The organism is Mesoterricola sediminis, assembly GCF_030295425.1.
Classification (GTDB): Bacteria; Acidobacteriota; Holophagae; order Holophagales; family Holophagaceae; genus Mesoterricola; species Mesoterricola sediminis.
Genome location: NZ_AP027081.1, coordinates 174,293 through 191,506, shown reverse-complemented (window position 1 = coordinate 191,506; position 17,214 = coordinate 174,293). Strand labels below are relative to the sequence as shown.

At 71.2% G+C, this 17,214-nt stretch carries 15 protein-coding genes; 3 read left to right on the top strand and 12 right to left on the bottom strand.

All coding sequences use genetic code 11. The features are described 5' to 3' along the window. The first annotated feature begins 107 nt into the window (after positions 1 to 107). The 3 genes from R2J75_RS00840 (at position 108) to R2J75_RS00830 (ending at position 4,042) form a co-directional block, all read left to right on the top strand. The gene (locus R2J75_RS00840; RefSeq protein WP_243330058.1) at positions 108 to 2,483 is read left to right on the top strand and encodes a hypothetical protein; all 2,376 of its coding nucleotides are present in this window, start codon (positions 108 to 110) and stop codon (positions 2,481 to 2,483) included. Positions 2,484 to 2,949: 466 nt separating this feature from the next. Then, positions 2,950 to 3,704 (top strand): IS5 family transposase gene (locus R2J75_RS00835; RefSeq protein WP_316410901.1). Its coding sequence is split into 2 segments (ribosomal slippage): positions 2,950 to 3,283 and positions 3,283 to 3,704, totalling 756 coding nucleotides; the frame shifts between segments, so codons are not numbered across the junction. A 38-nt stretch (positions 3,705 to 3,742) separates the two neighbouring features. After that, a complete protein-coding gene (locus R2J75_RS00830; RefSeq protein ID WP_316410900.1) occupies positions 3,743 to 4,042 on the top strand; it encodes a GxxExxY protein in 300 nt (99 codons plus the stop codon). A 168-nt stretch (positions 4,043 to 4,210) separates the two neighbouring features. Here the strand turns inward: R2J75_RS00830 and bla are convergent, their stop codons facing one another. The 12 genes from bla to R2J75_RS00770 all read right to left on the bottom strand — a co-directional run bounded on the left by bla (position 4,211) and on the right by R2J75_RS00770 (position 17,202). Further along, positions 4,211 to 5,080: a class A beta-lactamase gene (bla, locus tag R2J75_RS00825; RefSeq protein ID WP_316410899.1), complete on the bottom strand. Its 870-nt coding sequence runs from the start codon at positions 5,078 to 5,080 to the stop codon at positions 4,211 to 4,213. Continuing rightward, positions 5,064 to 6,314: a Glu/Leu/Phe/Val family dehydrogenase gene (locus tag R2J75_RS00820; RefSeq protein WP_243332868.1), complete on the bottom strand. Its 1,251-nt coding sequence runs from the start codon at positions 6,312 to 6,314 to the stop codon at positions 5,064 to 5,066. Before R2J75_RS00820 ends, bla begins: the two co-directional genes overlap by 17 nt. A gap of 2 nt (positions 6,315 to 6,316) precedes the next feature. After that, positions 6,317 to 7,315 carry a ribosome silencing factor gene (rsfS, locus tag R2J75_RS00815; RefSeq protein ID WP_279342068.1) on the bottom strand — a complete coding sequence of 333 codons (999 nt, stop codon included), beginning with the start codon at positions 7,313 to 7,315 and terminating at the stop codon, positions 6,317 to 6,319. Continuing rightward, positions 7,312 to 8,316, bottom strand: coding sequence for a GTPase ObgE (gene obgE / locus R2J75_RS00810; RefSeq protein ID WP_243332872.1), 1,005 nt, complete (start codon positions 8,314 to 8,316; stop codon positions 7,312 to 7,314). The genes rsfS and obgE overlap by 4 nt, the downstream gene beginning before the upstream one ends. Before the next feature lie 66 nt (positions 8,317 to 8,382). Further along, positions 8,383 to 8,643 (bottom strand): 50S ribosomal protein L27, encoded by a 261-nt coding sequence (gene rpmA / locus R2J75_RS00805; protein WP_243332873.1) that lies wholly within the window; start codon positions 8,641 to 8,643, stop codon positions 8,383 to 8,385. A 31-nt stretch (positions 8,644 to 8,674) separates the two neighbouring features. Continuing rightward, positions 8,675 to 8,986 (bottom strand): 50S ribosomal protein L21, encoded by a 312-nt coding sequence (gene rplU, locus R2J75_RS00800; RefSeq protein WP_243332875.1) that lies wholly within the window; start codon positions 8,984 to 8,986, stop codon positions 8,675 to 8,677. 155 nt (positions 8,987 to 9,141) lie between these two features. Further along, on the bottom strand, positions 9,142 to 11,277 hold the full coding sequence (locus tag R2J75_RS00795; protein ID WP_243332878.1) for a M3 family metallopeptidase: 2,136 nt from the start codon (positions 11,275 to 11,277) through the stop codon (positions 9,142 to 9,144). Between the two features lie 136 nt (positions 11,278 to 11,413). Beyond that, positions 11,414 to 12,469 carry an SAM-dependent methyltransferase gene (locus R2J75_RS00790; protein WP_316410898.1) on the bottom strand — a complete coding sequence of 352 codons (1,056 nt, stop codon included), beginning with the start codon at positions 12,467 to 12,469 and terminating at the stop codon, positions 11,414 to 11,416. Continuing rightward, on the bottom strand, positions 12,466 to 15,036 hold the full coding sequence (locus tag R2J75_RS00785; RefSeq protein WP_316410897.1) for an MMPL family transporter: 2,571 nt from the start codon (positions 15,034 to 15,036) through the stop codon (positions 12,466 to 12,468). Before R2J75_RS00785 ends, R2J75_RS00790 begins: the two co-directional genes overlap by 4 nt. Beyond that, on the bottom strand, positions 15,029 to 15,934 hold the full coding sequence (locus R2J75_RS00780) for a hypothetical protein (protein WP_243332882.1): 906 nt from the start codon (positions 15,932 to 15,934) through the stop codon (positions 15,029 to 15,031). The genes R2J75_RS00785 and R2J75_RS00780 overlap by 8 nt, the downstream gene beginning before the upstream one ends. Beyond that, positions 15,931 to 16,794 (bottom strand): sigma-70 family RNA polymerase sigma factor, encoded by an 864-nt coding sequence (locus R2J75_RS00775; RefSeq protein WP_243332884.1) that lies wholly within the window; start codon positions 16,792 to 16,794, stop codon positions 15,931 to 15,933. Before R2J75_RS00775 ends, R2J75_RS00780 begins: the two co-directional genes overlap by 4 nt. Positions 16,795 to 16,839: 45 nt before the next feature. Further along, the gene (locus R2J75_RS00770; protein ID WP_279342070.1) at positions 16,840 to 17,202 is read right to left on the bottom strand and encodes a MerR family transcriptional regulator; all 363 of its coding nucleotides are present in this window, start codon (positions 17,200 to 17,202) and stop codon (positions 16,840 to 16,842) included. Positions 17,203 to 17,214 lie beyond the last annotated feature (12 nt).

Below are 17,214 nucleotides of genomic sequence, written 5' to 3'. Positions count from 1 at the left end.
CCGGAGGCCCCTTGACCCCCAGGACCATATGCTTCATCGCCGCCTGCTGCGCCCTCGCCGCTCAAGCCCCCCTCCGTGTGGGTGTGGATGTGCCGGGAATTCTGGACTTGAGGGATGCCTCGGCGGCCGAGTGGGTTCCCGCCGACGTCCGGGATCCCGCCCAGGTCCAGGCCCGGGTGGACGCCTGGGCCCGGCGGGTCGCCCCGCTCCAGGCCCAGGCCGCGGTCCGCATCCTCCTGCCCCGGGGCGAGGGGCGGATCCCCCTCCTCCTCGCGGCCGCCCAGGCGCTCCGGGCCGCCCATCCCGGCGTCGTCCTCTACCTGGCCTTCGACCCCGAGGCGCCCCCCATCCTCGATGAGGCGGCCTGGGGCGCCGTGCAGGGCGGCGCCCTCCTGCCCGCGGACCTGGGGCCCGACCCCGCCGCCTGGGGCCCCCTCCTGGCCCGCGCCCAGGAGGGCTTCCCCGGCCGTCCCTGGTCCCTGTGGCTGCCCTCCGACCCGGGCCCCCGCCTGGGCCAACTGCTGGGGGACGGCGGCCGGGTGGTGGCGCCTCCGGGCACGCCCGCGGCGCGCCTCGCCCAGGAGGCCGGGACCCAGGGCGACGTGGAGGGCGGCTTCGGCACCCTCCTGCTGCGGGATCCCGCCACGGGGCAGGCCCGGGCCTGGCGCTTCGAGAACGCGGCCTGGGTCGCCGCGGCCCCGCCCCGGGACCGGCACGAGGTCCAGGTGACGGCCCGGGAGGCCTACGATGTGGGCGCCCTCCTCGCCAAGGTGCGGGCCGAGCGCCTGCGGGAGAGCCTCCGGGTGAAGACGGTCGAGGCGGACCTGGCCCTGGACCTCCACATCCAGTCGGAGCAGGGCACGGGCACCGACCTGGGCTTCCGCTTCCGGGCCTTCCGGGCGGCGGGCGAACCCGAGGAGACGCTCCAGAAGGAGGTCCTCTTCAACGGCGTGCGCGCCAAGATCGGCGCGGGCCTCCAGCTGCCCATCGTGGAAAGCCGGGTGAGCATGGCCGCCCCCGCGGCCCTCACCCTGACCGAGCGCTACCGCTACGAGGACGGCGGCCCCGCCGGCCCCGGCCAGCGGTTCATCCGCTTCACCCCCGCCGACGGGGACCCGCTCTTCTACACGGGCACGCTCCGGGTGGACGAGGCCAGCGGCCGGGTCCTGGAAGAGCGGTCCGGGCGGTCCGGCCTGCCGGGCATCATCAAGTCCGAGGACCGCATCCTCACCTACGGGGAGCCGGAACCCGGCCTCTGGACGCAGACCGGCGCCCAGACTTTCGAACGCTGGGTGGTGGGCGGCCGCATCGCCCAGGTGAGTCGCACCGCCGTCTACTCCAACTTCCTGTTCAACGGCGGCGGGTTCTCCGAACGCCGCGAGGCCGTGCGCAAGTCCGACGGCACGATGCTCCGGGCCACCCCCGACGGGGTACGCTACTTCAACAAGCAGGCCGATGGCACCCGGGTCACCGAGGCCCGGCCCCGCTCCTGGGGCCGGGGCGTCGGCGGCCTCCTCCTCATCGATCCGACCCTGCCCCTGCCCGTCATCCCCCTGGGCGGGCTGGCCTACTTCGACTACGACGCCTGGGGCAAGGGCATCCAGATCAGCGCCCTCACCGCCATCCTCTACAACCAGGGGCAGATGACCATCCCCAACGCCTTCGCGGGCTTCGACGCCAGCGTGCGCCTGGCGTTCAGCCTCCTGCCCTCCACCCAGCGGCCCATCCGCAACGGCCACCCCGTGGACGGGGAGGGCGTGGGGCTCCGGTCCGGTCGGCTGGTCCTGGGCCTGGCCCACGACCTGGGCGCGGGGTTCCGGCTCCAGGGGCGCGCGGACCTGGCCTACGAGCACTTCAGCAAGCCCTGGAAGGACGATCACTGGACGCCGGGCTTCATCCTGCCGCCCTCGGGCTGGAACCGCCAGCTCACGGGGGAACTCAGCTGGCTCCACCGGGGCTTCCGCTTGGCCGGTTTCTATGGGGAAGGCCGCCGACCGGAGGGGATCTATGGCCTGCCCTGGTCCTTCAGCCACACCATCGCGGACTACCAGCGCTGGGGGGGCAGCGTGGGCTACGACCTGAAGGTCGGCCAGGGCGCCTGGGTGCACGGCGAGGCGGGCTACCTCGGCGGCAAGGGCTTCGACCGGTTCCAGTCCCTGGACCTGGGCGGCACCGGCGGGGATGTGCGCATCGCCGGCCTGCGCAGCGACGCCATCACCTCCGACCAGGTGACCTACGCCAAGGCCGGCCTCGTCCTGCCCACCGGCCCCCGCCTCCGGCTCACCCTGAGCCTGGACCAGGCCTGGGCCCGGGCCCTGGATGACCGGAAGACCTACGCCCTCACGGGCCTGGGCATCGCCGGCGACCTGCCCGGATTCGGCTGGTTCACCACCGTGCGGGTGGACCTGGGGGTGGGCCTGGCGAGCACCCTCCCCGGGGCCCGCTCCGTGAACGGGTACGTGGCCCTGCTCCGGGTCTTCTGACGGCGCGCCTCGACGATGGGGGGCACCGGCGGATCCCCCGCCGGTGCCCCCGGATCGCCGCCCGGTCCCGGATGGGGGGGCGGCACGAGGGGCGGATCGCCGGCCGGGGGGGGACCCTGGGGCGGGCCCGGTTTGGGCGGCAGGGGGGGATCGGTCAGGGGCTGGATGGTCACGGGCAACCTCCACCGTTCGATGCCGGTGGGAGGGCGCGGTTGGCGGGCGGGAGACCACCGGCGGCTAGGGCGTGTTCGGAAGGTCCAATCAGGGATGGCGAATACCCGTTCGGGTCGGAGCAGGGTGGATCCAGAGGAGGGTGCTCGACATCGCGCTGCTTGGTTGCGCCGCGAACGTGGTTCAAAAAGCCCAAACGCTCCCTAGGCTGTGTTCGGAATCTATAGATTAGATAAATAGTTAACTTGTACTCATACGTAAAGGCTCGTACACCACGAATTTTCCTGGGGTAACGATGCCGAGACGTTTCCTGACCGATGCCATGTGGGCAAAGCTTGAACCGCTCCTTCCGCCAGAGCGTGGAGGGATGGGGCGATCCCGTCACCCCAACCGTCCCATGGTGGAGGCGATCCTGTGGAGGCACAGGACTGGGGCGCCGTGGAGGGACCTGCCGGAGGAATCTGGACCTTGGACAAGCGTGTACACGCGATTTGAGGCCTGGACCAAGCGCGGCGTGTGGCAAAGGATCCTGGAGTTCCTGCGCAAGGAAGCCGACCTGGAGTGGGTCATGCTGGATGGCACCATCCTTCGCGCTCATCAACATTCAGCAGGCAAAAGGGGGGGCTCTGGAACCAGGCGCTCGGACGATCTCGGGGTGGATGCTCGACCAAGATCCATTTGATCTGCGATGCCCACGGTAATCCTTTGGATTTCCTGGTCACTCCGGGGCAAGCCCATGAAAGCCGGTCTGCTGAAGGATTGCTGTGCGGTTGGCAGGCAGAGTACGTGTTCGGAGATCGGGCCTACGATGGGAACCCGGTAAGGAAGGCGATCGAGGCCATGGGTGCGACAGCCGTCATCCCACCTCATCCCCGGCGCAAGAATCCGGCGGCCTGGGTCTCACACCTATACGAGGCCCGCCATGCCATCGAGCATGGGTTCGCCAAGCTCAAACAGTTCAGGGCGCTGGCCACCAGGTTCGACAAAACGGCGCGAAGTTTCTCAGCCCAGGTGGCTTTGGCCTGCATCGTGATCTGGCTGAGGCTATGAGCGGAGGGTGACAAGCGTTCCGGATCCTCATTGATCCTATGAAACGCGGAGGCGCGGAGGATCTCGCAGAGGGTCGCGGAGGAAAGCGCTCCTGGAACCTGCCCCTGGATATCGAGTGGAGGGGGCTTGTGGTTGAGCGGGCCTACCGGCTGGATTTGCTGGTTGACGACCTCGTGGCCGTGGAGGCTAAGGCGGTCGAGAAACTGATGGATGCCCACTTCGCGCAACTGAACACCCAGCTGCGTTTCAGCGGAATGGAGGTCGGCCTGCTCCTCAATTTCCGTCAGTGGCCTTTCAAAGACGGTGGAATCAAGCGGGTGATACATACAAGGGCTTGATCCTTTCTCCGCGAGCCTCAGCGAGATCCTCCGCGCCTCCGCGTTCCAATAGGATGCTGCGAATGCGCGGCGCCATCAGGCACTGCAGCACAGACTCACTATTCCAGCTCCCTCATGCTCCGGCACGGATGGGTATTAGCCATTACTATCCTAGATCACGAACCCACCCTAGCGGAGGGCGTCCAGGACCCGCCGCGTCGCCTCCGCGATGGCCGCGTCCCGTTCCGCGGGGGTGGCCCGGGGGGCGTTCACGAAGACGGTGAGGTAGACCGCCTCGCCGTCCGGGGGCATCAGGACCGCCACGTCATGGGCGGCGCCCCGCAGGCCCGTGCCGGTCTTGTCGGCCACGGTCCACCCCGCCGGGACCCCGGCCCGGATGCGGGCCGCGCCCGTGGTGGCGGCCTTCATCCAGCCCAGGAGCCGGTCCCGGGAGGGCGGGGCCAGGACGCCCGTGGTCATCACCCGGACCAGGAGGCCGGTCATGGCCGCCGGGCTCGTGGTGTCCCGGGGATCCCCCGGCAGGTTCGTATTGAGCTCCGGTTCCGGGCGGTCGCGGCGGAACATCCGGTCCCCCAGGCGCCGGGCGAAGGCCTGGAGGCCGGCGGGTCCGCCGATCAGCGGCTCCAGCAGGTTCGCGGCCCCGTTGTCGCTCACGGTGAGGGTGGCCTCGCACAGGTCCGCCACCGACAGGCTCCCCTCGGCGAGCCGGGCGCGGGTGACGGGGCTGTGGGCCACGAGGGCGGCCTCCCGGAGGGGCACCGGCTGGTCCAGGCGCAGGCGGCCCGCGTCCACGGCCTCCAGGATGGCGGCGCCCAGCACCCACTTGAAGGTGGAGCAGGTGGCGAAACGCGTGTCCCCCCGGTAGGTGAGGGAACGGGAGCCTTGCCGCGCGGCCACGCCGATGCGGCCGTGGAGCTGGCGCTCGAGGCGGACCAGCCCGGCCCGGAGCGGGGCCGTTCCCGCCGGCTCGCCGGCCATCCCGGGGAGGGCGGCGGCGAGGAGGAGGAGGGCGGCGACGGACCTAGGCGTAGAACCCACGGGCGTGCATGGCCTGGCTCACGCGGTCCAGGGCCAGGATGTAGGCGCCGATGCGGGGGTTGGTCTTGAACTTGTCGGTGGTGGCGAACACGGCCTGGAAGGCGTGGGTCATGTACTCCACGAGGCGCTCGTTGACCTCGCGCTCCCGCCAGTAGAAGCCCAGGCGGTTCTGCACCCACTCGAAGTAGCTCACGGTGACGCCGCCCACGTTGGCCAGGATGTCGGGCACGACGAGGACGCCGTTGTCCAGGAGGATCGGGTCGGCCTCGGGGCTGGTGGGCCCGTTGGCGCCCTCCACCACGACCTTGGCCCGGACCTTGGCGGCGTTGTCCTCGGTGATCTGGTTCTCGGTGGCCGCGGGCACGAGGATGTCCACGGGCATCGTGAGGAGCTCCTTCGCGTCCATGGGCTCGGCGCCCCGGAAGCCCACGACGGTCTTGTGCTCGGCGTGGTACTTGAGCAGGGCGTGGGTGTCGATGCCGCGGTCGTTGCGGATGGCGCCCTTCAGGTCGGAGACGGCCACCATGCGCGCGCCGGCCTCGTGCAGGAGGCGCGCCGCCTGGGAGCCCACGTTGCCGAAGCCCTGCACCGCGAGGGTGGACCCGGCCAGGGGCTTGCCCAGGCGCTGCATGGCCTCGCGGGCGGCGATGAGGATGCCGCGGCCCACGGCCTCCGTGCGCCCGAGGCTGCCGCCGAGGGAGATCGGCTTGCCGGTGACGACCGCGTTCTCGGTCTTGCGGGTGTGCATGGTGTACGTGTCCAGGACCCACGCCATCACGTGGCTGTTGGTGCCCATGTCGATGCCGGGCACGTCCCGGTCGGGACCCAGCAGGTCCATGATCTCGGCGATGTAGCGGCGGGTGAGCCGCTCCAGCTCGCCGTCGCTCATGCGGGTCGGATCGCAGATCACGCCGCCCTTGCCGCCGCCGAAGGGCACGTCGACCACGGCGGTCTTCCACGTGTTCCACGCGGCGCCGGCCTTGATCTCGTCGAGGGTGATGCGGGGGTCGTAGCGGATGCCGCCCTTCGCGGGGCCGCGCGCCACGTTGTGCTGCACGCGGTAGCCGGTGAAGACCTCCCAGCGCCCGTCGTCCATGTGCACGGGGCAGCTGACGATGATGGAGCGGATGGGGGCGATGAAGACCTTGAAGAGCGCCTCCTCGAGACCGTACAGCTCGGCCGCGACGCGGAGGCGGGACGACATCGCGTCGAAGGCGTTGTGGGAATTCAGCATGGTCACCCCTCCCGGGTCTCGGTCGCGGCGCCGGAAGGAGGGACGTCGGGCGGCAGCTCCAGTTCCCTGCCCTCCTTCCAGAGGCCTTCAAGATTGTAGAATCCGCGGGTTTCCTCGTCCATGACGTGGACGATCAGGTCCCCGAAATCCAGGAGGATCCAGTTGCCGTTCTGCTCGCCTTCGCGCGAGATGGGACGGACACCCTGCTCCTTGAGCTTCTCCTCCACGGCGTCGGCGATGGCGCGGTTCTGGCGGTCGCTGCCGCCGGACATGAAGGCGAACGTGTCGGTGAAGCTGGCGATCCCCGTCACATCGAAGAGGCGGATCCGGAAGGCTTTCTTGGAGCGGGCAGCTTCAACCACGCTCGCGAGCCGCGGCTCGAGGGTCATTCGTTCTCCCAAACAGTCATTACGGTACTGGTTTTCCCGGCAAATGGCAGCCAGAACTTGAGGGGGGATCCCCTCGGGGTCGAGCCCCTCCGCCAGGAGGGTCCGGAGGCCGGTGGAGGCCAGGTCCAGCCGGGTCCCCGGCAGGCGGACCCACTCCCCGGGGGCCCCGGTCCAGGCGGCCCGTTCCCGCCCGTCCAGGAGGGCCGGCACCCGGAAGGCCTCCCGCCCGGGGCGGGGGGACACGGCGAGGGCGGCGAGCTCGAGGATCCGGTCCGGACGGCGCCAGGTCCCGAACCCCTCGAACTGGTCGCTGCCCATCAGCAGGATCCAGGCGGCTTCCGGCTCCCGGGCGGCGAGGGCCTCCAGGGTGTCCACGGTGTAGCTGGCGCCGCCGCGCTCCACCTCCAGAGTCTCCACCGGGTAGGGGAGGTCCCGGAGGAGGCGGACCCGGGCGGGTCCGTCCAGCCCGGGGGCGGCCTTGTGGGGCGGCAGGGCGGTGGGCACCAGGCGCACCTCGTCCAGGGCGAGGTGTTCCATGGCGAGTTCGGCGAGACGGAGGTGGCCGGCGTGGGGAGGGTTGAAGGTGCCTCCCAGGAGCCCCACCCGCCTCATGCGCGGCCGGACCCCAGCAGGGCGTCGCCGAGCTTGTACACCAGGGTCCGGATGCCCTCGCCCGTGACGCCGGAGAGGAGGATCGGCTCCTGGCCCCGGGCCCGGCAGAGGGCCTCGAAGCGGGACCGGCGGTCCGGATCCTGGAGGGCGTCCAGCTTGGTGCCCACCAGCCACCGGGGCTTGGCGGCCAGGACGGCGCTGAAGGCGGCCAGCTCCTTCTCGATGACGGCGATGGCCTCCTCGGGCTCCAGCATCGGATCCGAGAGGTCCACCAGGTGCAGCAGCATGCGGGTCCGCTCCACGTGGCGCAGGAACTGGACGCCCAGGCCCGCCCCGCCCGCGGCGCCCTCGATGAGGCCGGGGATGTCGGCGATGACGAAGCTGTTGACGCCGTCCACGTCCACGACGCCCAGCTGGGGCTCCAGGGTGGTGAAGGGGTAGTCCGCGATCTTGGGCCGGGCGGCGGAGACCCGGCTGACCAGGGTGGACTTGCCGGCATTGGGCAGCCCCGCGAGGCCCACGTCGGCGATCAGCTTGAGCTCCAGGTCCACGTCCCGGATCTCGCCGTCCTCGCCGGGCTGGGCGTGGCGGGGGGTGCGGTTGGTGGAGCTCTTGAAGTTGTTGTTGCCCAGGCCCCCGCGGCCGCCCCGGGCCACCGTGACGGTCTGGCCGGGCTCCATGAGCTCGGCGAGGACCTCGCCGGTGAAGGCGTCCCGCACCACCGTCCCCAGGGGGACCTCGAGGGTGATGCTGGCCCCGTCGGTGCCGTGGCGGAGGCTGCCCTCGCCGTTGCCCCCCCGCCCCGCCGCGAAGTTCCGCTGGTTGCGGTAGGGGTTGAGGGTGTTCAGGGTCCGGGTGGCGCGGATGGCGATGGAGCCGCCGACGCCGCCGTCGCCCCCGTCGGGCCCGCCGCGCTCGGCGAACTTCTCCCGGCGGAAGGAGCAGGCTCCGGCCCCGCCGTGCCCGGCTTCCAGGTGGAGGGTCAGGTGGTCAAGGAACATGAGGGTGCCTGAAATGAGATGAGCGCACGGCCATGCGCCGCGCGCTCATCATCCGGACGGGGTGGATCAGGCCTCGACGGGATCCACGTGGATGAAACGGCCGTGCTGGCCCTTGTCCTGGAACCGCACCTTGCCGTCCACCTTGGCGAACAGCGTGTGGTCGGTGCCCATGCCGACGTTGACGCCCATCTTGAAGCGGGTGCCGCGCTGGCGGACGATGATGGACCCGGCGGTCACGAGCTGGCCGCCGAAGGCCTTCACACCCAGGCGCTGAGCATTGGAATCGCGGCCGTTGCGGCTGGAACCTACACCTTTTTTGTGAGCCATGACTTAACCTCTCTGCTTCTCGATGACCGGCCTAGGCCTGGATGCCCTTGATGCGGACCTCGGTGTACCCCTGGCGGTGGCCCTTGGTGCGCTGGTAGGTCGTGGTGCGCTTCTTCTTGAAGATGACGACCTTCTTGGCGCGGTCATGGGTGATGACTTCGCCGGTGACGGAGGCGCCCTCGAGGACGGGCTTGCCGACCTTCAGGTTCCCGTTGTCGTCCACCAGGAGCACGCGGTCGAACACGACGGCGTCCTTGATCTCCTTGTCCAGGAGTTCGACACGGACGATGTCGCCTTCGGAAACGCGGTACTGTTTGCCGCCGGTCTGGATCACTGCGTACATGGCATCCTCTCTTGGAGGCCCGGGCGGCGTCGGGAGCGGCGCACTTGGGGAGCCCAGGGCAAGGCCCAACAGAATGTCACCGATTCCCTTGAAAAGCAAGGGAGTTTTTCAAACGCGCCCCCGGTGGGCCGCCGGGGGCGCGCCTGGGGCCGCCGCTACTTGAGGAAGCCCCGCTTGCGCATCAGCGCGTCCGTGTTCACGTCCCGGCCCCGGAAGGCCCGGAAGCTGTCGGCGGGATCCCAGGTGTTGCCCACGGACAGCACGGTGGCCTTCAGGCGCTCGGAGACGGCGTCGTCCCAGGGGCCCCGGTTCTCCAGGAAGGCCTCCCAGGCGTCAGCCGTGAGGGCGTCGGCCCAGAGGTAGGAGTAGTAGGCAGCCGAGTAACCGTCCGAGCTGAAGATGTGGTTGAACTGGGTGGGCCGGTGCCGCATCACGATCTCCTCGGGCATGCCGAGGCGGGCCAGCTCCTCCCGCTCGAACCTGGCGGGGTCGATGGGGGCGCCCCCGGCCAGGTGGAACTTCATGTCGATCATGGCCGAGGCCAGGAACTCCATGGTGATGAAGCCCTGGTTGAAGGTCTCGGCCTTCTTGATGCGGTCCACCAGGGTCTGGGGAATGGGCTTGCCCGTCTTGTAATGGAGGGCGAAGCGGTTGAGCACCTCGGGGGTCAGGAAGAAGTGCTCGTTGATCTGGGAGGGGAACTCCACGAAGTCCCGGGCGACGTTGGTGCCGGCCATGGAGGGATAGACCACGTTGCTCAGCATCCCGTGCAGGGCGTGGCCGAACTCGTGGAACATGGTCTGGGCGTCGTCGAAGCTCAGGAGCACCGGCTCGCCGGGGCCCGCCTTCGTGAAATTGGAGTTGTTGGAGACGATGGGCGTGACGTCTCCGTCGAAGTGGCGCTGGGTGCGGTATTCGTTCATCCAGGCGCCGCTGCTCTTGCCGGCCCGGGCGAAGGGATCGAAGTACCAGAGCGCCAGGTGGGCGCCGCGGGCGTCCTTGACCTCCCAGACCTTCACGTCGGGGTGCTGCACGGGCAGGCCCTCCACGGGGTGGAAGGTCACGCCGTAGGCGCGGTTCGCGGCCCAGAACATGCCTTCACGCAGCTTGTCCAGCTGCATGTAGGGCGTGACCTCCTTGAGGTCCAGGTCGTACTTGGCCTTGCGGAGCTTCTCCGCGTAGTAGCGGTAGTCCCAGGCGGCGAGCTTGAAGCTGCCGCCCTCCTTGGCGATGATGGCCTGCATCTCGGCCACGTCCTTGCGGACCTGGGCGGCGGCGGGCTTCCACACGGCCTCCATCAGGGCAACGGCCTTCTCAGGGGTGCCGGCCATGGACTTCTCGAGGGACCAGTGGGCGTGGGTCTTGTAGCCCAGGAGCTGGGCGCGCTCGAAGCGGAGCTTCAGGATCCTGGGGATGAGGGCCTTGGTGTCCCGGGCGTCGTCGTTGTCGCCGCGCTTGATGTAGTTGCGCCACACCTTCTCGCGGGCCGCGCGGTTGTCGCAGTAGGCGAGGAAGGGCTCCATGGCGCTGCGGGTGTTGGCGACGAGCCACTTGCCCTTGAGGCCCTTCGCCTCGGCGGCCCGGGCCAGGGAGGCCTTGAAGTCGGGGGAGAGGCCGGCCAGGTCGGATTCCTTGTCGAAGACGGCGAAGACCTCGCTCTCCTCCAGGACGACGTTCTGGGCGAACCGGGTGAAGAGGGAGGCCAGCTCCTGGTTCAGGGCCTTGATCCGGGTCTTCTGGGCGGGGTCGAGCCTGGCCCCGGCGCGCACGAAGTTGGTGTAGTAGTCCCAGGCGAGCCGCTTCTGGACGGGGGTGAGCCCGGCCTTGTCCCGGCTCTCGTAGACGGCCTCGATGCGCTTGAAGAGCGGGCCGTTCTGGGTGATCTCGTCGAAGTAGGCGGAGAGCTTGGGGGCCATGGCCGCCTCGATGGCGGGGACCTCGCCGGTCTTCAGGGTGCTGAAGTGGACGCCGGTGAGGACGTTGACCCGGTCGAACATCCGGGTCGCGCGCTCCAGGGCCTCGATGGTGTTCTGGAAGGTCGGGGCCGCGGGATCCGTGGCGATGGCCTGGATGTGCTTGCGGGCGTCGGCCATGGCCAGGTCGAAGGCCGCCACGAAGTCGGCGGGCTTCACCTTGTCCCAGGGGGGCACGCCGCCGTAAGGGCCGGTCCAGGGGGCGATGAGGGCTTCGAGGGTGGGGGAGGGCTTCACGGGCTGCTCCGCGCGGAGGGGGGCGGCCAGGACCACGAGGGGGGCGAGGCCGAGGACGAGCCGGGTTCGAAGGGAGGACATGGGGTGACTCCGGATGAGGGGTGGCGAAAGGGAAGGAAATTGTATCGCTACGCGAGGGTCCCCCGGAAGGGCCCCGTCGACGCGCCGCGCCCGGCCGGCGCCAGGCGCCGGCCGACGGCACGGGGCCTGGCGCGGCTCAGGCGCGCTTCCAGGCCTCCAGGACGCGGAAGCGCTCGCCCATCATCGTTGGGAGGGTGAGCTGGAGCAGGTTCTCCATGCGCTGGATCCGGACGGCGGGGGTGAGGGAGGCCCAGGCCTCCTCCCATTCGCCCAGGGGGGCGTGCTCCCGCACCCAGCGGCTGAGGGTGACCGTGGCCGCGGGGCCGAAGCCGTGACCGCCGAGGAGGGAGGCGAGGCGGGTGAAGTCCACGTCGGCGGTGAGGTCGGAGTCGCCCAGGTCCTCCCACCATTTGCCGTCCACCTGGTGGCCCTTGTACCGGCGGAGGTCGGCGCCCTTGTCCACGAGGCGGGAGGCCTGCTCCCCGTAGTCGATGGCCAGGAAGAGCCCGGCCTCCAGGGGGCGGGCCAGGTCCGCGACCACGTCCGGGAGCGCCGCGCACCAGGGGGCGCCGTCCCCGGATTCCAGGCCGTCCTGGGCGTGGGCGGCGAACCAGGCGGTGGCCTCGCAGGGCTCCCCGGGGAGCCACGCGGGGCCGTCGGGGGTCAGCATCTCCCGGGTCCATCGCGCCCCGTCCCAGCGCCAGGGCTGGGCGGGCAGGGCGTCGAAGAGCTCGTTGGAGAGGACGGCGCCCACGAAGGGAGGCAGGGCCTCGCCTTCGGCGGCGAAACGGACCCGGTCCGGCCAGGGGGCCAGGGCCTCCCCGGCGGCGGCACGGGCGGCGGGGTTGTCGTCCCGGTGCACGTAGCGGAGGGCCTCCGCGAAGGGGCCCGTGGCGGCCTGGAGGATGTCCCGGCCCAGCCAGCCCCGGCCCGCGCCGGGCTCCAGGACGGTGAAGGTCTCCGGCCGGCCCAGGTCCTCCCAGGCGCGCAGCAGGCGGAGACAGAGGGCCTCGCCCAGCAGGGGGCCCAGGTCCAGGGCCGTGTAGTAGTCGCCGCCCTCGAAGCCCCAGGGGCCCTGGGCGCGGCGGTAGTAGCCGTGGCCGGGATGGTAGAGGGCCAGGGCCATGACGTCGGCGGCGGGCACCGGCCCCTCCCGGAGACGGGCCTGGAGGAGGGTCTCGAGGGGGTTCACGGGCGCCTCCGGTGCAGGGGCCACTTCTCCAGGACCCAGGGGAGCAGCCACTGGGTGGCCAGGAGGGCCAGGGCCACGCCGCCCAGGGCGGCCAGGCCCAGGCCCCGGAGGCCCCGGTAGCCGCTGAACACGAGTCCGCCGAAGCCGGCCAGGGTGGTTCCGGCGCACACGGCGTTGACCCGGGCCACCTTGGCCGCGGCGCCGGGCTCCAGCCGGGAGCGGTGCAGCAGGTTCATGGCGGTGTCCACGCTCACGCCGAGGGCGATGGGGATGGCGACGAGGGACAGGAAGGTGAGGGGCTCCCCGGTCCAGCCCAGGATGCCCAGGGTCCCCGCCTGGCTCGCGGCGAGGGGGAGGAGGGCCATGGCCAGGAACCGGGGCCGGCGCCCGAAGACCGCGACCACCGCCAGCACCGCGCCCAGGGCGAGGAGGATGACCTCCCGCAGCGCGTCCCGGGCCACGGCCTTGATGGCCTTGAAGAGGGGCCGGGTCCCGACCATGCGGGCCCCGGCGGCCTCGATCGCGGGCTGGACGCGCTCCTGGGCCGCCTCCGGCAGGCGCAGGGGCAGGGTGAAGGTGGCCGGGGCCGGCGCGGGCGCGTCCGCCCTCGGCGCCGGCTTCCAGGCGGCCCCCCGCGGGGCGCCCCGTTCCGGCAGGGCCTTCATGGGGGGGATGAGGGACTGGAGGCTGCGCGGGACGTTCAGGGGATCCTGGGCGGAGCGCCGCAGGGCGGCCAGGGGCCGCTCCAGGGCGGTGGGATCCAGGCCGGCGGCGGCGGCCTCCTCCAGGGTCCGGTTGTACCAGGTGTCCGAGGCCAGCACCCGCCGGAGCTCGGGCTCCGGGACCTGCCAGGCCGGCATGGGGATGCCCTCCTTCCGGAGGGGCTCGGCCAGGGCGTTCCAGAGGCGGGGCAGGTTCTCGGGATCGTCGAGGGGGATCTGCACGGCCAGCGGCTGCAGCCCCGCGCCCAGCACCCGGCCCAGGGACTCCTGCAGGGCGAGGGCGGGGTTGCCCTGCTGGCGGAAGCGGCGCAGGTCCTCCTCCCAGCGCAGGCCCTTGATGCCGGCGACGGCGAGGACGAGGGCGACCGCGGCGGCCACCGGCTTCCAGGGGCGCAGGGGGGGGAGGGCGGCATGGGCCCCCGCGGCGGGGGCGAAGGTGCCGCGCCCCTGGTCCAGGGTCAGGAGCAGGGCCGGCAGGACGAGGAAGCTCGAGGCCATGCAGGCCAGCAGGCCCAGGCCCGCCGTGAGCCCCAGGTCCCGGAAGCCCGGGAAGGGGGCCGCGACGCAGGCCAGGAAGGCCGCCGCGGTGGCGAGGCCGCCCGCGATGACGCCCGGGCCGGTGGAAAGCAGGGCCGCCCGCAGGGCGAGGGCCTTGGATCGCCCGGCCTGCCGTTCGTCCCGGTACCGGCTGAAGAGGAGGATGCCCACGTCGTCCCCCACCCCCAGGAGCACCGCCCCGAAGGCCGCCGCCATGAGGTTGAGGCGCCCCAGCACCCAGCCGGTGAGGCCCAGGGCCCAGAGCATGCCCAGCAGGAGGGGGATCACCACGAAGCCGTACCCGGCCAGGGTGCGGAAGCCGATCCAGTAGACGAGGCCGATGAGGATGAAGCTGAGCGCGAGGCTCAGGAGGACCTCCCGGGTCAGGATGTGCGATTCGTGCCAGGCGATGGCGTGGGCGCCGGTGGCCTGGATGGCGAAGGGCCGGCCTTCGGCCGGCGCCAGGGCGCGGAGGACCTGGGCCCGGCTGGCGGTGGCGGGCAGGGGCCCGGTGGCGCCCTGCCCCAGCCACAGGAGGAGGCGGCTCGTGGCCCGGGCGTCCCCGCTGGGGAAGTCCAGCACCAGGGGCACCAGGACGAACCGGGCGTCCCGGGACACCAGGTAGCCGGTGCGGAGCTTCAGGGGGAAGGCCCGCGCATCGGAGAGGACCCGCAGCCGGGTCGCGTCCCGCTCGGACACGCCCTGGGCGAGCTGGAGGGGATCGAGCTGGGCCAGGCGGGCCCGGGCCGGGTCCGGCGAGGCCAGGGCCTTGGCCGTGGCCTGGAAGCGGCGGCGCACCTCGGCCGGGTCCCGGAGGGGGGCCAGGCGGTCCCCCAGGAGCATGGGCGCCAGGGCATAGGCCTGCTCGGTGACGAGCCGGGTGACCGCGGCGTCCCCTTCGAGGAGGCTGCCGGCGGCCAGGAGGGGCGGCCACAGGGAGGCCCCCCGGGCCTCGGGCACGGGGATGGGCGGCGAGATGCGCCCCTCGCCCCCCATGCCGTTCAGGGGGACGCCGCCGTCGGTGAGCAGGGCGTCCACGAGGTGCTCCGCCCAGGCCTCCCGGGCCTCCAGGTCCGCCTCGCCGCCCTCGGCGGCCAGCCACAGGAGTTCCTGCTGGCCGACGCCGGCCTCGATGCTGGCCCGCACCACCGGATTGTCGGTGGGCAGGAGGCTCATGAGGTCCAGGCGCCGCTCCACCCGGAGCACGCCCAGGCCCAGGGCCAGGGTCAGGGCCGCCAGGGCCGCCCAGAGCCAGGCCGGCCGGCGCAGGTGGATCCGGAGCAGCCCCCGCAGGATCCCCTTACCCATTCACGCTTTCCAGGAGGCGTTCCAGGGTCGGCCGCAGCACCACGCGCTTGGAGGAGGCCAGGCGGCGGAAGAGGCTGGGGTCGTCCAGGCGGAGGAGGGGGTAGGTCTCCCGGTCTCCCGCCTGGAGGCTCTCGGTCCAGCGGGAGGCGGTGATGAGGGTGGGGAGCTGCTCCCCGTACCGGTGGTCCAGCAGCTGGGCCATGGCCCGCACGACGCGGATGTCGCCGTCCATGCGGTCGAAGTCGTCCAGGACGAGGAAGGGGGCCTCCAGCAGGGGCGCCATGCGGTCCCGCTCGCTCATGAAGTCCGTGTTCAGGAAGCTGCGGGAGTCGTAGTAGGTGTCCCGCAGTTCCAGGGTGAACGCCCGCACGGACACGAAGCGGCCGCCGGACCGGGTCCGGTCGCACCAGGCCTTGAGGGCCGCCGCGGCCAGGGAGCTGCGCCCGCTCCCGGCGGGGCCGTCCACCCACCAGAAGTCCGTGGCGTCGCGGTCGGCCCGGGCCCAGTTGACGAGGGCGCGGTAGCCCTGGGGCTCCTGGGCCGGCTTCAGGTCCCGCCAGGCGGTCTCGCCGACCCCGCCCGCCCGGGCCCCGCACTTGTGGAGGATGAGGTCGAGCTTGGAGCGCAGGTCCTCGGACAGGGTGGGCCGCACCTGGGGATGGTCCAGGGCCTGGGCCTGGGCCAGGCTCGCCAGCACCTTCTCGCGCGGGTGCTGGATGCGCCACCAGTCCCAGAAGCCGTCGAAGGTGCAGTCCCGGTACCGGGTGGGGATGCCCTCCACCGCGGCCTGGGCGGCCACGGCGGCGGCGCAGGAGCAGGGCCGCGCGGGCTTCATGGGATCCGGGTCCAGGATGACCCGCCGCCCTCCGCAGAGGGGGCATGCGCCTGATGCCTTCACGCCCGGTCCCCCCGCAGGAACTGGCCCAGGAGGGCGCGGCGGCGCTCGCGGATCTTCATGAAGGCCCGCTCCTCGATCTGGCGCACGCGCTCCCGGCTGATGGGGGGATCGAAGGACTGGCCGATGCGCTCGAGGGTCATGGGGTCGCCGCCGTCCAGGCCGAAGTGGAGGCTGATGATCCGCCGCTCCTTCTCGTTGAGCAGTCCCAGGCTGAGGCGGACCTGGTCCTGGAAGGACTCCTGGTCCAGCGTCTCCATGGCGCTGGGCTCGATGGTCTGCTCCAGGCTGTCGCCGAGGGTGAGGTCGCTCTCGCCCATGCCCTGCTCGGTGCTCACCGTGGACGTGGTCTGCTGCAGGAGCTGGAGCCGCTCCACCTCCTCGGCGGAGAAGGCGCTGTTGGCCACGATGTCCTGCACCGTGGGGGCCCGGCCCAGGTCCTGGCCCAGGCGGTGGGTGATGCGGTTGAGCTGCACCAGGTGGCCCGCGACCTTCTGGGGCAGGCGGATCTTGCTGCCGTGCTCGGCCAGGGCGTGGAAGATCGCCTGGCGCACCCACCAGGAGGCGTAGGTGAGGAACTTGTTCTCGCGCTCGGGGTCGAACCGCTTGGCGGCCTCGATGAGGCCCAGGTTCCCCTCAGAGATGAGGTCCAGGAGGTCCAGGCCCATGCCCTGGAACTTGCGCGCCTCCTTCACGACGAAGCGGAGGTTGCCCTCCACCAGCATGCGGAGGCCCTCCGGGTTGCGGTCGTTCTGCCACAGGCGCCCGTAGACGCGCTCCTCCTCGGCGGTCAGGAGCGGGAGGTCCCTGATCGAGTCGAAGTACTTGTCCAGCGAGCGTTCTTCCAGATGCCGTTGGGGCACGATCCACCTTGAGGGAAGGGACAGGATAACAGTGGGGAGGCCAGCTTACCGCTTGCGCAGGCCCTGGGGGGTCAGTTTGACCAAGCCTGTGGATGAGATGCCTTCCGGGCCCTGTTCGGGTTCAAGGCCGGCCGACCTCATTTTAGATTCATGTTTCGCGATAATGTTTTGCATCTCCTCCTGCATTTTCTGCATCCGGTCCCTCAGGTTGAGGACCACCTCGACTCCGGCGAGGTTGACGCCCAGATCCCTTGTAAGGCTCAAGATGAATTCCAGCCGCTCCAGGTCCTCCTCGCTGTAGAGGCGGGTCTTGCCCTCGGTGCGGCTCGGCAGGAGCAACCCCTCCCTTTCATACAGGCGCAGGGTCTGGGGGTGGATCTCGTACCGGGCGGCGACGACGCCGATCATGTATGAACCACT